Source organism: Planomonospora algeriensis, assembly GCF_977012225.1.
The window spans coordinates 1-13,353 of the sequence record NZ_CDRNDK010000151.1; the positions used below are offsets into that span (position 1 = coordinate 1).

13 protein-coding genes and 3 pseudogenes are annotated in these 13,353 nt (G+C 72.7%); 4 read left to right on the plus strand and 12 right to left on the minus strand.

Annotated elements, in window-relative coordinates; translation table 11 throughout:
* On the minus strand, positions 1-1,142 hold a 1,142-nt coding region (locus ACWJ6R_RS17220), incomplete at its 3' end, for a chromosome segregation SMC family protein (protein WP_449063197.1).
* Positions 1,143-1,431: 289 nt separating this feature from the next.
* On the opposite strand from ACWJ6R_RS17220, the gene ACWJ6R_RS17225 reads away from it, so the two are divergent.
* The gene (locus ACWJ6R_RS17225; RefSeq protein WP_449063198.1) at positions 1,432-2,151 is read left to right on the plus strand and encodes a hypothetical protein; all 720 of its coding nucleotides are present in this window, start codon (positions 1,432-1,434) and stop codon (positions 2,149-2,151) included.
* 149 nt (positions 2,152-2,300) lie between these two features.
* On the opposite strand, the gene ACWJ6R_RS17230 is transcribed toward ACWJ6R_RS17225, so the two are convergent.
* The 10 genes and pseudogenes from ACWJ6R_RS17230 to ACWJ6R_RS17275 form a co-directional block, all read right to left on the minus strand.
* Positions 2,301-2,495 carry a hypothetical protein gene (locus ACWJ6R_RS17230; protein ID WP_068897566.1) on the minus strand — a complete coding sequence of 65 codons (195 nt, stop codon included), beginning with the start codon at positions 2,493-2,495 and terminating at the stop codon, positions 2,301-2,303.
* A gap of 188 nt (positions 2,496-2,683) precedes the next feature.
* Entirely contained in the window at positions 2,684-2,959 is a 276-nt protein-coding gene (locus ACWJ6R_RS17235; protein WP_449063199.1) for an acylphosphatase, read from the minus strand.
* Complete coding sequence (mutM, locus tag ACWJ6R_RS17240; RefSeq protein WP_449063200.1) at positions 2,956-3,831, minus strand: bifunctional DNA-formamidopyrimidine glycosylase/DNA-(apurinic or apyrimidinic site) lyase; 876 nt, start codon at positions 3,829-3,831, stop codon at positions 2,956-2,958. Before mutM ends, ACWJ6R_RS17235 begins: the two co-directional genes overlap by 4 nt.
* Positions 3,832-3,855: 24 nt before the next feature.
* A pseudogene (rnc, locus tag ACWJ6R_RS17245) lies at positions 3,856-4,559 on the minus strand (ribonuclease III).
* 256 nt (positions 4,560-4,815) lie between these two features.
* Positions 4,816-4,995 carry a 50S ribosomal protein L32 gene (gene rpmF / locus ACWJ6R_RS17250; RefSeq protein WP_084008384.1) on the minus strand — a complete coding sequence of 60 codons (180 nt, stop codon included), beginning with the start codon at positions 4,993-4,995 and terminating at the stop codon, positions 4,816-4,818.
* Between the two features lies 1 nt (position 4,996).
* On the minus strand, positions 4,997-5,548 hold the full coding sequence (locus ACWJ6R_RS17255; RefSeq protein WP_449063201.1) for a YceD family protein: 552 nt from the start codon (positions 5,546-5,548) through the stop codon (positions 4,997-4,999).
* Between the two features lie 140 nt (positions 5,549-5,688).
* Complete coding sequence (gene coaD / locus ACWJ6R_RS17260) at positions 5,689-6,165, minus strand: pantetheine-phosphate adenylyltransferase (protein ID WP_449063202.1); 477 nt, start codon at positions 6,163-6,165, stop codon at positions 5,689-5,691.
* A 15-nt stretch (positions 6,166-6,180) separates the two neighbouring features.
* Positions 6,181-6,750 (minus strand): 16S rRNA (guanine(966)-N(2))-methyltransferase RsmD, encoded by a 570-nt coding sequence (rsmD, locus tag ACWJ6R_RS17265; protein WP_449063203.1) that lies wholly within the window; start codon positions 6,748-6,750, stop codon positions 6,181-6,183.
* Positions 6,751-7,145: 395 nt separating this feature from the next.
* A pseudogene (gene recG / locus ACWJ6R_RS17270) lies at positions 7,146-9,318 on the minus strand (ATP-dependent DNA helicase RecG).
* Positions 9,319-9,387: 69 nt separating this feature from the next.
* A pseudogene (locus ACWJ6R_RS17275) lies at positions 9,388-10,973 on the minus strand (DAK2 domain-containing protein).
* Between the two features lie 284 nt (positions 10,974-11,257).
* Between ACWJ6R_RS17275 and rpmB the strand changes: the two are divergent.
* The 3 genes from rpmB (at position 11,258) to ACWJ6R_RS17290 (ending at position 12,357) form a co-directional block, all read left to right on the plus strand.
* Complete coding sequence (gene rpmB / locus ACWJ6R_RS17280) at positions 11,258-11,443, plus strand: 50S ribosomal protein L28 (protein WP_068897575.1); 186 nt, start codon at positions 11,258-11,260, stop codon at positions 11,441-11,443.
* A gap of 171 nt (positions 11,444-11,614) precedes the next feature.
* A complete protein-coding gene (locus ACWJ6R_RS17285; protein WP_449063204.1) occupies positions 11,615-11,926 on the plus strand; it encodes a hypothetical protein in 312 nt (103 codons plus the stop codon).
* Positions 11,923-12,357: a PIN domain-containing protein gene (locus ACWJ6R_RS17290; RefSeq protein WP_449063205.1), complete on the plus strand. Its 435-nt coding sequence runs from the start codon at positions 11,923-11,925 to the stop codon at positions 12,355-12,357. Before ACWJ6R_RS17285 ends, ACWJ6R_RS17290 begins: the two co-directional genes overlap by 4 nt.
* Positions 12,358-12,367: 10 nt before the next feature.
* On the opposite strand, the gene thiD is transcribed toward ACWJ6R_RS17290, so the two are convergent.
* Positions 12,368-13,165 (minus strand): bifunctional hydroxymethylpyrimidine kinase/phosphomethylpyrimidine kinase, encoded by a 798-nt coding sequence (gene thiD, locus ACWJ6R_RS17295; RefSeq protein ID WP_449063206.1) that lies wholly within the window; start codon positions 13,163-13,165, stop codon positions 12,368-12,370.
* Between the last annotated feature and the right edge of the window lie 188 nt (positions 13,166-13,353).

A 13,353-nucleotide genomic window follows, 5' to 3' on the forward strand; every position in this document is an offset into this window, starting at 1 on the left:
CCCCGGGCCTCGGCGGCCAGCCTGCGCTCCTCCGCGGCGAGCGCGCCCTCGGCCTCGGCCCGCCGGGCCGCCTCCCGGGCGAGCGTCTCCTGCTCCTGCTCCAGCAGCTCGGCCAGGACCCGTTCCTGCTCGCGGACCTCCTCGGCCTCGCGCTCGAGGTCCTCCGGATCACGCCCGCGCCGTTCCACGCCGGTGTCGGCGGCGTGTCGGCGCCGCTCGGCGGCCAGCCCGGCCAGGCCACGCAGCCGGTCGCGGATCGAGGAGAGCCGAAAGTAGGTCTCCTGCGCGGCGGCCAGGCGCGGCTGGGCCTCGGCCTCGGCGGCCTCCAGCTCGGTCTCCTCGCGCTGGCCCTGCTCCAGCTCCGCCTCCACGGCTCTGCGGCGGGCCAGGACCGCGGCCTCGTCGGCGGCCTCGCGCTCCAGCGCGGTCCGCAGGGTGATCACGTCGTCGGCGAGCAGGCGCAGTCGCGCGTCCCGGAGGTCGGCCTGGATCACGGCGGCCCTGCGGGCGATCTCCGCCTGGCGGCCCAGCGGCTTGAGCTGGCGGCGCAGCTCGGTGGTGAGGTCCTGGACACGGGTCATGTTGGCCTGCATCGCGTCCAGCTTGCGCAGCGCCTTCTCCTTGCGCTTGCGGTGCTTCAGGACGCCGGCGGCCTCCTCGATGAACGCCCGGCGGTCCTCGGGGCCGGCGTGCAGGACCTGGTCGAGCTGGCCCTGGCCGACGATGACGTGCATCTCGCGGCCGATACCGGAGTCCGACAGCAGCTCCTGGATGTCGAGGAGGCGGCAGGTGTCGCCGTTGATGGCGTACTCGCTCTGGCCTCCCCGGAACATCAGGCGGCTGATGGTGACCTCGGTGTAGTCGATCGGCAGGGCGCCGTCGGTGTTGTCGATGGTGAGCGTGACCTCGGCGCGGCCCAGCGGGGCCCGTGAGGAGGTCCCGGCGAAGATGACGTCCTCCATCTTGCCGCCGCGCAGCGACTTGGCGCTGTGCTCGCCCATGACCCAGGCAAGGGCGTCGACCACGTTGGACTTGCCCGAGCCGTTGGGGCCGACGACGGCGGTGATGCCCGGCTCGAAGCGGAGCGTGGTCGCCGAGGCGAAGGATTTGAAGCCGCGCAGGGTGAGAGTCTTCAGATACACGGAATCCCCCTCGTCCCCGGTCTGCGCGGATCGTCGGCCGGATGCCCCGGCGCGGAGGCCGGATCGGCGCCCTCCGGTGTCCCCGCGGGTCCGGGGCCTCGGGACCGGGACCCGTCCGGGCCGGGGGCGGGCCCTTAGCGGGGAAGACTACCGTTCTTCGCCCGCGCCCGCCCATGCACGGCTTATGGTGCCCTGCATGGACGTGGAGCGCGGCGAGCGGGGAGCGCCACTACCCCCTCAGAACAGGGAAAATCCGCTTAAAAGACGAAGTTTTATGATCACCGGCGGGTTGGCGTTGCTCGGTCTCGGCACCACCGCCGTGATGGCCGGCCCGGACGGCGTCCGGAAGGCCTACGGGCAGATCAGGTGCGGCCGGATGCCCGAGCCCCCCGAGGTGCCGCCGGGCACGTTGCAGCGCAGCACGATGGACGACCGCAGGGTGGTGATCGGCATCCCTCCGGGCACCCGGGGCAGGATCCCGGTGGTGGTCATGCTGCACGGAGCCGCGGGCGACGCGCTGACCCCGTTCGAGCTCTACGCGGTGGACCGCTATCTGGCCGCGGGGGGCGGGCGCTTCGCGGTGGCCTCGATCGACGACTGGCCCTCGGCCGACATCGAGGGAGAGCTCCTGCCCTACCTGCGCGACTGCGGACTGGACACCGGCCGGATCGGGCTGATGGGCTGGTCGGCAGGGGGGGCCGGCGCGCTGCGCCTCGCCGCCGAGCTGGGCGGGAAGAAGGTCGCCGTGGTCGTGGCGGTCGCACCGGCCATCACCACGGCGCAGGCGCCGCTGCGCGAACTGGTGGACATCCCCGTCTGGCTGGGCTGTGGCGACCGCGACGGCTGGGCCAGGCAGACCGAGACGATGCTGAAGGGCCTGAAGGCATTGGGTGCCACTGCCGAGGGCGGGATCTCCGGTGGATGCCACAACGCGGCCTATCGCCGCCGGGTCCTGCCCGAGCAACTGGCTTTCATCTCCCGCCACATCCACCTCCGGGAAGGCGGGTGAGCGGGAAATGACAAGGGACGCCCCGTTGAGGCGTCCCTGGACAGGTGTTGCTCCGCGCCGGCCTCGGGAACCCGTCCCTGAACCCCGCGCATCCGCGCCGGATCCGACTCGGATCCGCCGCCCGACGGGCGAAGGTTCAGGAAAAGGCCCTAGGTGAGAGCCGGCTCGCGATCCTGCAGGCGGGGGAACGCCTCTTCGCGGTTGCCTGCCGCGAGTTCGTCGTTCTGGGCCTGGAGCCGGGTGAGCTCTGCCTCGAGGTCGCGGATGCGCTGCTGAAGGCGACGCATTTCCGAGACCATCCGAGGGTCAGGACCGCCGACGTGGCCGAGTAGAGCCTTCGCCATGGTTAAGGGTCCTCCACGCTGAGTGACCAGACTGGTTCGCGCACTTCTTGCCGCGGGAGGGGTGCGCGTGGTTCCTATCAAGAGTCGCACCGGTGAGGGAGACGGTCAAGTTGAACACTCCGCATGGATGCACCTGTGGGCACTCTCGACAGCTAAATATACCCCATTAGGGCGTTTCAAGGGAAGTGTCAGCGCTCCACGAAACCGGATAGATTTCCTCTGGCCTCGCTCCAGCGCTCCACGACCACCTCCACCCGGCCGGGGGGCCCGCCGCCCCGGAGCAGCTCCAGCAGCTCGCCGGCCGCCTTCTCCGGCCCCTCGGCCACGACCTCCACCCGGCCGTCGTCGGTGTTCCTCGCCCAGCCCGCCAGGCCGAGCTCCAGTGCCCGCGCCCGCGTCCACCAGCGGAAACCCACGCCCTGAACCCTGCCTCTGACCCACGCGGTCAGTCGTACCTCCGTCATGCCCCCATCTTCCGGGACCGCCGAGGGGGAGGCTGGCAGCGGGGGCAGCTGTAGGAGGAGCGGTTCATGAACGACTCCCGGGCGATCGGGGCGCCGCACCTCCGGCAGGGCCGGTCGCGCCTGCCGTACACGGCGAGTGACCGCTCGAAGTAACCGCTCTCGCCATTGACATTCACGTAGAGACTGTCGAAAGATGTGCCGCCCTCCGCCAGGGCCTCGCTCATCACCTCGCGGGCGACCGCCAGCAGCTCGGCGATCTTCGGCCGGGTCAGCGTGTCCGTAGGGCGCGTGCCGTGCAGCCGGGCCCGCCAGAGCGCCTCGTCGGCGTAGATGTTGCCGACCCCGCTGATCAGCGACTGGTCCAGCAGCGCCCGCTTGACCTCGGTCCGCCTGCGCCGCAGGTCGATGGCGAACCGCTCGTCGTCGAACTCGTCCTCGAAGGGGTCCGCCGCGATGTGCGCGATGGGCTCCGGCACCCACCGCGGCAACCGGAGGGTCAGCGGGGCGACCAGCACGTGCCCGAAGGTGCGCTGGTCGACGAAGCGGAGCTCGGGGCCGCCGTCGGCGAAGCCCAGCCGGATGCGCAGGTGGCGCTCAAGGGGCGCGTCCGGCTCGGCCACCAGCAGCTGGCCGCTCATCCCCAGATGCGCCAGGATCGCGTCGGAGCCGTCCAGCGGGAGCCAGAGGTACTTGCCCCGGCGCTCGGCCGAGCCGATCGTACGGCCCGCCAGCCGGGCGGCGAACTCCTCCGCGCCCGGGACGTGGCGCCGGACCGCCCGCGGGTGGAGCACCTCGGCCCGGGCGACGGTCCGCCCCGCGACCCAGCGCTCCAGGCCCCGCCGGACGACCTCGACCTCGGGCAACTCGGGCATGCGCGTCCCTCCCGACCGGCCGTCTCAGCTCGCCTCGCGCGCGTCCCGGTCGGTCCTGATGCGGTTCCACGCGGCCTCGGCGGCCTGCTGCTCGGCCTCCTTCTTCGAGCGCCCGGAGCCCGAGCCGTACTCCTCGCCGCCCAGGCGGACGACCGCGGTGAAGGACTTGGCGTGGTCCGGGCCGCTCTCCGCGACGTGGTACTCGGGCACGCCGAGCGACTCCGCGGCCGTCAGCTCCTGCAGGGAGGTCTTCCAGTCGAGTCCCGCGCCCAGCGAGGCCGAGTGGGTGATGAGGGGGTCGAAGAGCAGGTGGACGACGCGGAACGACTCCTCCAGGCCCTTGTCCACGTAGACCGAGCCGATCAGCGCCTCCAGGGTGTCGGCGAGGATCGAGGACTTGTCGCGCCCCCCGGTGCCCTCCTCGCCCCGGCCGAGCCGCAGGAACCTGCCCAGGCCCAGGCCGCGCGCCACGTCGGCGAGGGCGCGCATGTTGACCACCGCGGCCCGCAGCTTGGCCAGCTGGCCTCGGGCAGGTCGGGGTGGTTGCGGTAGAGGGTGTCGGTGACGACGAGCCCCAGCACCGAGTCGCCGAGGAACTCCAGGCGCTCGTTGGTCGGCAGGCCGCCGTTCTCGTAGGCGTAGGAGCGGTGGGTCAGCGCCCGCTCCAGGATCGCCGCGTCCAGCCGCACGGACAGGACCTCTTCGAGCTCGTCCCGGACGGTCTCCACGGCCACGGGCTTCACGCTTGCTGCCACGTCTTCTTCTCCTCGCACGACGGTCGATCGAATGCGCGATGGCGAAGAGGCGAGACGAGAAGATCGTCCGGAGACTCCGAAGACGTGGTGGGCGCCGGGAGGGTACGCGTGGTCGCGGACCCCGGCGTCCACCACGGCCGCGGGTGGACCGCCATCGCACTGGCGGGCGGACGGTGACGCCGACCGGGGGCGAAGCGCACCCGGCCGGCGTCCGTCAGTCAGAATGCGATCAGGCGGAGGGCTCGATCACCTGACGGCGGTTGTAGGTGCCGCAGGTCGGGCACACCATGTGCGGACGCTTCGGCGAGCGGCACTGGGGGCAGCTCACGAGCGAAACCGCGGCGGCCTTCCACTGCGACCGGCGGGAGCGAGTGTTGCTCCGCGACATTTTGCGCTTGGGGACAGCCACGTCAGCTCTCCTGATCGTTGTTATGTTCCGGAACCAGACCTTGCAACTTCGCCCAGCGGGCGTCGATCACCTCGTGCCCGTGGCCAGGCTCGGCATCAGCCAGCCTGACCCCGCATTCCACGCAGAGCCCGGCGCAGTCCTCACTGCACAGCGGGCTCAACGGCAGTGTGAGCACCACCGCGTCGCGGAACACCGGTTCGAGGTCGAGCAGGTCACCATCGAGGAGCAGGTCGTCCTCGGCTGCATCCTCAGCCGAGTAGAAGTACAGCTCCTGGAACGACACCTCGTTCTCCGAGGTGACCGGCTCCAGGCACCGTGCGCACTCCCCCCGCAGCGGGGACCGCGCCGTGCCCGTGACGAGCACGCCTTCCATGACCGACTCAAGCCGGATGTCCAGCTCGACATCGGCGTCCTTGGGGACACCGATCATGTCGACGCCGGTCTCCGCCGGTGCCGGAAGAGTCAGGTGGATCTGCTTCATGGCCCCCGGACGCCGCCCCAGTTCGTGGGTGGAGACCACCCAGGGGGCGCGAGGATCAAGGTGCAGAGTCATTCCGCTCTCATCAGGCATGGCGAATCACCGCCGTCGTGCAAGGCCGAAATAAGAGAATACCAGGGGTCGGAGTCTGCTTCGCGAGCCCTCGCCCGCCGCACGCCGGAGCGTACGGCCGGCGGCGGGCCGCCCGGCCCCCGTCAGTCCCTGAGCCGCTCGATCAGCAGGTCCTGGACGAGATCGGGGACCAGCCCGGCCACGCTCCCGCCGTACCGGACGATCTCCTTGATCCGGCTGGACGACAGGAACGACACCTCGGGGCCGGTCGCCATGAACAGCGTCTCGACCCCGGACATCCGGTAGTTCAGCTGGGCCATCTGGAGCTCGTAGTCGAAGTCGCTGACCGCGCGCAGGCCCTTGACGATCGCGGGGATCTCCTGCTGCCTGCAGTAGTCCACCAGCAGGCCGTGGAACTTGTCCACGCGCACGTTGCCGTACTCCTTCGTCACGGTCTGGAGCATCTCGATGCGCTCCTCGACCGTGAACAGGCTCTTCTTCTCGATGTTGATCAGGACCGCGACGACGACCTCGTCGTACTGCCGGGAGGCCCGGCCGATGATGTCCAGATGGCCGTGGGTAACGGGGTCGAAGGACCCCGGACAGACAACGCGACGCAAGGCGAACCCCCAGGTTTACGGATTCCCGGCGGCGCGACCGTACCAAACGGACGCTTCGCCGTAACGACGGACCCTCTCCTCTTCGTATCCGGCAGGCCAGACCAGGTCCTTCCCCCGGCTCTCCCGTTCCACCGCGACCAGCGCGTCCGGAGCGAGCCACCCGCCGTCGCGCAGGCGCACCAGCACCGCGTCGACCTCCTCGGCCGTCACCGCGTAGGGCGGGTCGGCGAAGACGAGGTCGTACGGCTCGGCGGCGCCCCGGGCGAGCACCCGCTCCACCCGGTCGGCGGCGAGCTCGGCGCCCGGCAGCCCGAGGGAGGCGATGTTCTCCCTGATCGTCCTGACCGCCCTGGCGTCGGACTCCACCAGCAGCGCATGGGCCGCCCCGCGCGACAGCGCCTCCAGCCCGATCGCGCCGGACCCGGCGTACAGGTCCAGCACCCGGGCCCCGTCCAGCGGGCCGAGCAGCGAGCCCACCGTGGAGAAGATCCCCTCCCTGGCCCGGTCGCTCGTCGGCCGGGTCCGGTTCCCCGGCGGCACGGCCAGCCTTCTTCCCCCTGCGACACCCGCGATGACTCGACTCACCCGTCCATTGTCCCGTGTCGCAGCCGAACACATAACCGCAGGTCAGAGAGGTTTCGGTGGTCGATCCCGGTCAAGAGTGGGCAAGGGACGGCGACGAAAGCGCAAGGGTCGTTCCCTCGGGTCCCCCCGCCCTGCATGATGAGTCCTGCGGCCTTCGAGTGACCCAGAGGAAGGCCGGCCGGCGTGATCGTGAGCCCTTCCGCACGCCGGTACTCTCGGCACCTGACCCGAGAGATGGGCCCAGGCGGGGACGGCATTCGGGGGGAGGCCGTCCCCGCAACTGGGCGTTGACCCGCTTGCGGGCACCCGCGCCGCGGACCGGTCGGACCCCCGCCACGGCGACCACGTACCGGACACCCGCCCGGCATGCGCCCGCGGCACCGGGCACCCGCCCGTCACGCCTTCTCGAGGTACTCGGCCCGCTCGTCGGCGAGCAGCCGGCCGATCTCCGCCCGCAGGACCGGGTGCCCGGACAGGTCCGGATCGGCCGCCAGCATCGCCTCCGCCTCGTCCCGGGCGGCCTGGATGACGTCCTCGTCCCGGAGCAGCCGGAGCATCTTCAGCGACGATCTGCGGCCCGACTGGGCCACGCCCAGCACGTCGCCCTCCCTGCGCTGCTCCAGGTCCACCCGGGACAGCTCGAAGCCGTCCAGGGTCGAGGCGACCGCGTCGAGCCGCTCGCGCGCGGGGGTGCCCTGCGGCGCCTCGCTCACCAGCAGGCACAGGCCCGGCAGGCCGCCCCTGCCGACGCGCCCGCGGAGCTGGTGGAGCTGGGAGACGCCGAAGCGGTCGGCGTCCATGATCACCATGACCGACGAGTTCGGCACGTCCACGCCGACCTCGATGACCGTGGTCGCCACCAGGACGTCGACCTCGCCCCGGGCGAAGGCCCGCATCACGGCGTCCTTCTCCTCCGGCGGCAGCTTGCCGTGCAGCACGGCCGTGCGCAGCCCCTTCAGCGGCCCGTCGGCGAGCATCGCCGCCACGTCCAGCACCGCCAGCGGAGGCCGCCGCTCGTCGTCCGCCTTGGCCAGGTCGCCCTCGTCGCCCTCCAGGTCGCCGATGCGCGGGCACACGACGTAGGCCTGGCGGCCGAGCTCGATCTCCTCGCGCACCCGGGCCCAGGCGCGGTCCAGGAAGTGCGGCTTCTCCGCGACGGGGACCACGTGCGTGGTGATCGGGGCGCGGCCGGAGGGCAGCTGCGAGAGCGTGGAGACGGTCAGGTCGCCGAAGACGGTCATGGCGACCGTGCGCGGGATCGGGGTCGCGGTCATGACCAGGACGTGCGGGCGCCCGCCCCCCCGCCTTCTCGCGCAGCGCGTCGCGCTGCTCCACGCCGAAGCGGTGCTGCTCGTCGACCACGACCAGCCCCAGGTCGGCGAACTGGACCCGCTCCTGGAGCACGGCGTGGGTGCCGACCACGATCCCGGCCGTCCCGGAGGCCGCGTCGAGCATCGCCGCCCGGCGGGCCGCGGCCCCGAGCGAGCCGGTCAGCAGGGCGACCGCGGTGCCGCCGAACATGCCCCCGGCGGCCAGGTCGCCGAGCATGGCGGTGATCGACCGGTGGTGCTGCTGGGCGAGCACCTCGGTGGGGGCGAGCAGCACGGCCTGGCCGCCGGCGTCGACCACCTGGAGCATGGCCCGCAGCGCCACCACGGTCTTGCCCGCGCCGACCTCGCCCTGGAGCAGCCGGTGCATCGGGTGGTCGAGGGCCAGGTCGGCGGCGATCTCCTCGCCCACGCTCTGCTGCCCCTCGGTGAGCCGGAACGGCAGCCGCCCGTCGAAGTCGGCCAGCAGCCCGTCGCCGCGCCGCGGCCGGGGCGTCGCCGACCAGGCGGCGGCGGCCATCTTCCGCTGCAGCAGTACGGCCTGGAGCAGGAACGCCTCGTCGAACCTGAGCCGCTTGCGCGCCCGGCTCACGTCGGCGTGGTCGCGCGGCCGGTGGATCGCCAGCAGCGCCTCGGTCAGGCCGGGCAGCCCGTGCCGGGCGCGCAGGTCCTCCGGGAGGGGGTCCTCCAGGGAGCCCATGGTGTCGAGGACCACGCCCAGGGCCCGCCGCAGCGCCCAGGGCGTCACGTCCTTGCCCGCCGGATAGATCGGCACCAGCGCCGCGGCGAACTCCCCCGCGTCGCGCTCGGCCTCGTCGATCATCTCGAACTCGGGGTGGGAGAGCTGCCACTTGCGCCGCTCCCCCTGGCCGAACGCGCCGACCTTCCCGGCGAACATGCCCCGGGCACCCGGGCGCAGCCGCGTCTCGGCGATGTGCGAGGCCTTGCCGAAGAACGACAGGTAGATCTTGCTCCGGCGGCCGTCGACGACCTCGACCTCCAGCCAGGTGCCGCCCTTGTTGCGCATCGGCTTGCGCATCACCCTGGTGACCTCGCCCACCACCGTGACGTGCTCGTCGACCCGCAGGTCGTCGAGGTCGGTCAGCTCACCCCGCTGGGCGTAGCGCCGCGGGTAGTGCCGGAGCAGGTCTCCGACGGTCCGCAGGTCCAGGACGCTCTCCAGCAGCTTGGCCGTGCGGGGGTCCAGCACCTTGCCCGTCGGCTCGTCGAAGCTCGTCACGCCAGCTTTCTACCGCCTCCGGGCGACAGAATTCACCCGCATCCGCCTTCCCGCCTCCTCCGGTCCGGCTCACTCGACCCCGACGAGCAGCGGGTAGCCGCCCTGCCCTCCCCCGTAGCGGACGACCTCGATGTCCGGCCTGGTCGCGGCCAGACGATCCTGTACGGCCTGCGCCAGCCCGGCGGGCGCGTCCGCGCCCTCCAGCAGGGTGACCAGTTCGCTGCTGGAGGACACCATGCGGCCGACGACCTCCAGCGCGGTCTCCACCAGGTCCTCCCCGGCCAGAGCGGCGTCCCCGTCGATCACGCCGAGCACGGCCCCGGGCCGGATCAGCCCCGCGCTCGTCATGACCTCGCGGTCGGCCACCCACACGTGCCCGTGGCGGGTGTGCGCGGCCGCCTCCGTCATCGCAACCACGTCGTCGTCGAACCGCCGCAGCGGGTCGTGGACGGCCAGCGCCGCCAGGCCCTGCACCGACGCCCGGGTGGGCAGCACGCTCACCGCGAGCCCCTCCTCGCGGGCGATCTCGGCGCGGCCGCCGCGACCTCGCGCGCCCCGCTGTCGTTGGGCAGGACCACGACCTCCGTGCCCGCCTCCCGGATCGCGGCCAGCACCGCGGCCAGGGGCGGGCTGGAGCCCGGCTCGCGCCGGACCACGACGGCTCCGGAACGCTCGAACACCTCGCCCAGGGCGGGCCCCGCCGCCACCGCCACCACGCCCCGCCCGCCCGCGGCCGGGTGCGTCCGGCCGGATCCGGCCAGGTAGGTCACCTTGATCCGGTGCGGTCTGCCGCCGGCCCGCAGGGCGGCCTCGATCGCCGCTCCCGCGTCGTCCACGTGCACGTGCACGTTCCACAGCCCTTCCCCGCCCACGACCACCAGCGAGTCGCCGAGCGCGTCCAGCTCTCCGCGCAGGGTCTCCACGGCCTCGTCGCCGGCGTCCAGCAGGTACATGACCTCGTAGCCCGGGTGCCCCTCGGGCCGCGGCCCCCCCTCAGGCTCCGGAACGACCCTGCGGGCCGGCGCGGGGACGTCGGGGCGCTCGGCGTAGGAGCCGGTCACCACCGCGGCGAGGCTCTCCAGGATGAGCGTCAGGCCCGCCGCGCCCGCGTCCACCACGCCGTTGCGGGACAGCACCTCCAGCTGCTCCGGGGTGCGCCGGAGCGCGGCGCGGGCCTCCTGCGCGGCCCTGCCCGCCACCGCGGCGAGGTCGCCGGACAGGTCGCGCACCGCGGCGGCCACCGCGCCGAGCACGCTCAGCAGCGTGCCCTCGACCGGCCGCTCCACCGCGCCGCGGGCCAGCTCCGCGGCCCTGGCCAGGCCCCGCCCGAGATCCGCGCCGCCGCCCTCGGCCGTCCTCAGCACCTCGGCGAGGCCCCGGAGCGCCTGGCTGACGATGACCCCCGAGTTGCCCCTCGCGCCGAGCAGGGCGCCCTGGGCGAGGGTCCGCCAGGTGGTGGCCGCGTCCGCGTCGCCGGGCAGCCCGTCCAGCGCCTCGGCCGCCGAGAGCATGGTCAGGTGGAGGTTGGTGCCGGTGTCGCCGTCGGGCACGGGGAAGACGTTGAGGGCGTCGATCTCCGCCCTGGCCCGGCCCAGCGTCTCGGCGGCCAGCCATGACCACCGCCGGACCGCCGGCGGGTCGAGAACCTGCAGCATGCCTGCCCTCCGTGCCTGCGGGCGCGTTCGCCCCGCGTCCCCGGCGGTCGCGCCTCTCGGCGGGCGCGACCGGAGCGTCCGCTCCCGGACGCGGTCCGCCGCTGCGGCCTCCGGGATGCGCTACGGTTGCCTTTCGGAGATTATCCCCGTTCGGCCAGTCGTGGCAGCGCGCGTTGGCACGCAGGCTCAGGCATCGGATATCCTCGTTTGGCCAGCCGGTCGTCCCGGCATGCCCGATGACCGCCCAGCGGATCGGGTCTCTCGACTGATATAAGGAGCGAACCGTGGCTTCCGTCTGCGACGTTTGCGCTAAGAAGCCGATCTTCGGCAACAACGTCTCCCACTCGCACCGCCGCACCCGTCGCAGCTGGAGCCCGAACATCCAGCCCGTGCGCGCGGTCGTGAACGGCACGCCGAAGCGGCTGAACGTGTGCACCTCCTGCATCAAGGCCGGCAAGGTCACCCGCTAGCCCCAGGCTCTCCGCGCAGCCCGCCGCCCCTTTCGCCGAGGGGCCGCGGGCTGTCGGCTTTTCCCTGCCGGCTTCTCCCCGGTCGGGCGGCCGGTTCAACGGAACCGCTGGCGGTGAACATGTTTTCGCAACATGTCCACCCCACGGACCGCGACTCTCTATCGTCGCAGCGTGACCATCACCTGCTTCCCTCGCGGCACCGTGCGCGACATGACCAAGAAGATCGGCGTCGACCTCCCCGATGACCTCTACCGGTGGATGCAGTCCGAGGTCAGGGCCGGCCGGGCCCCTTCCATCTCCGGGCTGATCGCGGAGGTCGTCGAGCACCAGCGCAGCCGGGCGGAGCTGTCCGCGCTCCTGTCCGACCTCAAGACGGAGTTCGGCCCGCCGACCGCGGAGAGCAGGAAGCGGATCGACGAGGCCATCGACGCCCTGTGCACGATCCAGGAGACCGAGCCGGCCGGAAGGGGGCGGCCGGCGTGAGGCGCCTCACCGGCCTGCGGCGCTTCGTGTTCGACACCGGGGCCCTCGTCGGCCTCGAACGGGGCAACCCCGACGTGATCGAGGTCCTGGAGCGGATCCTCGCGGGCGAGCTGGAGGGCGTCGTACCCCGCACGGTGCTGGCCGAGGCGGGCCGCGACGGAACCCGCCGGGTACGGCTGGCCGCGGCGTTCAACCGCGCCCGGCGGATCCGCCACGGCTCGCTGGTGATCGACGAGCTGACCCCGGAGCGCGCCATGGAGATCGGCAAGAAGATCGGCGAGTGCGGTCACGACGACGTGGTCGACGTGAACGTCGCCCTGTGCGCCCGCAGCTCCCCTTCGGGGGTCGTCGACGCCATCGTGCTCACTGGCGACCGCGACGGCATCACCCGCGTCGACGGCGCGCTGGAACACGTGATCATCGACGTCTGAGGCGGTCCCGTCAGGCGCGCTGCCGCCAGGCGTGGTCCACCGGGCCGATGCCCGCGCCCAGCGCGAACCCCCGGGCGATCGCTCCGGTGACGTACTCCTTGGCCTTCTCCACCGCGGACGGGACGTCCTCGCCGAGGGCCAGCCAGGAGGCCACCGCCGAGGCCAGGGTGCAGCCCGTACCGTGGGTGTGCCGGTTGTCGTGGCGCTCCGCGGTGAAGCGGAACTCCCGGTCCCCGTCGGTGAGCAGGTCCACCGGGGCGCCCGGCAGGTGGCCGCCCTTGATCAGCGCCCAGGCGGGGCCGAGCTCCAAGATCGCTTCCGCGGCCCGGCGCAGGTCCCTCTCGTCCTCGACCTTCACTCCGGTGAGCTGGGAGACCTCCCAGAGGTTGGGGGTGACGACCGTGGCCACGGGCAGCAGGCGGGACTTGACGGTCTCCACCGCCTCCGGGGCCAGCAGGGCGTCCCCGTGCTTGGAGACGCCGACCGGATCCACCACGATCGGCGTGTCCAGCTCGGCCAGCGCCTCGGCGACGGTCTCCACGAGCACCGCCGAGGCCAGCATCCCCGTCTTGACGGCCTGGGCCCCGATGTCGCCGAGCACCGAGTCGAGCTGGGCCCGTACCGCCTCGGGCGGGAGCTCCCAGTAGCCCTGCACGCCCAGCGAGTTCTGCGCCGTCACCGCGGCGATGACGCTCATGCCGTGCACGCCGAGGGCGAGCATGGTCTTCAGGTCGGCCTGGATGCCCGCGCCGCCGCCGGAGTCGGAGCCGGCGACGGTCAGCACGCGGGGAGGGGACGAAACGGTCATGGATCTCATCCAACCAGCTTCCACCGGTTTCCGCGGCGCCGTGTCCGTCGGCGGACGGTCGTCACGCGGGGCCGGCGGCCCGGCGCGGCCCCACCCGTCCCCGCTCCGGAACCGCGGTCGCGGAGGCCGCGCTCAGTCCCTCCCGCCGAGCGGGAACGGGAGCGGCAGGGGCGGCTTGTTCCCGCCTC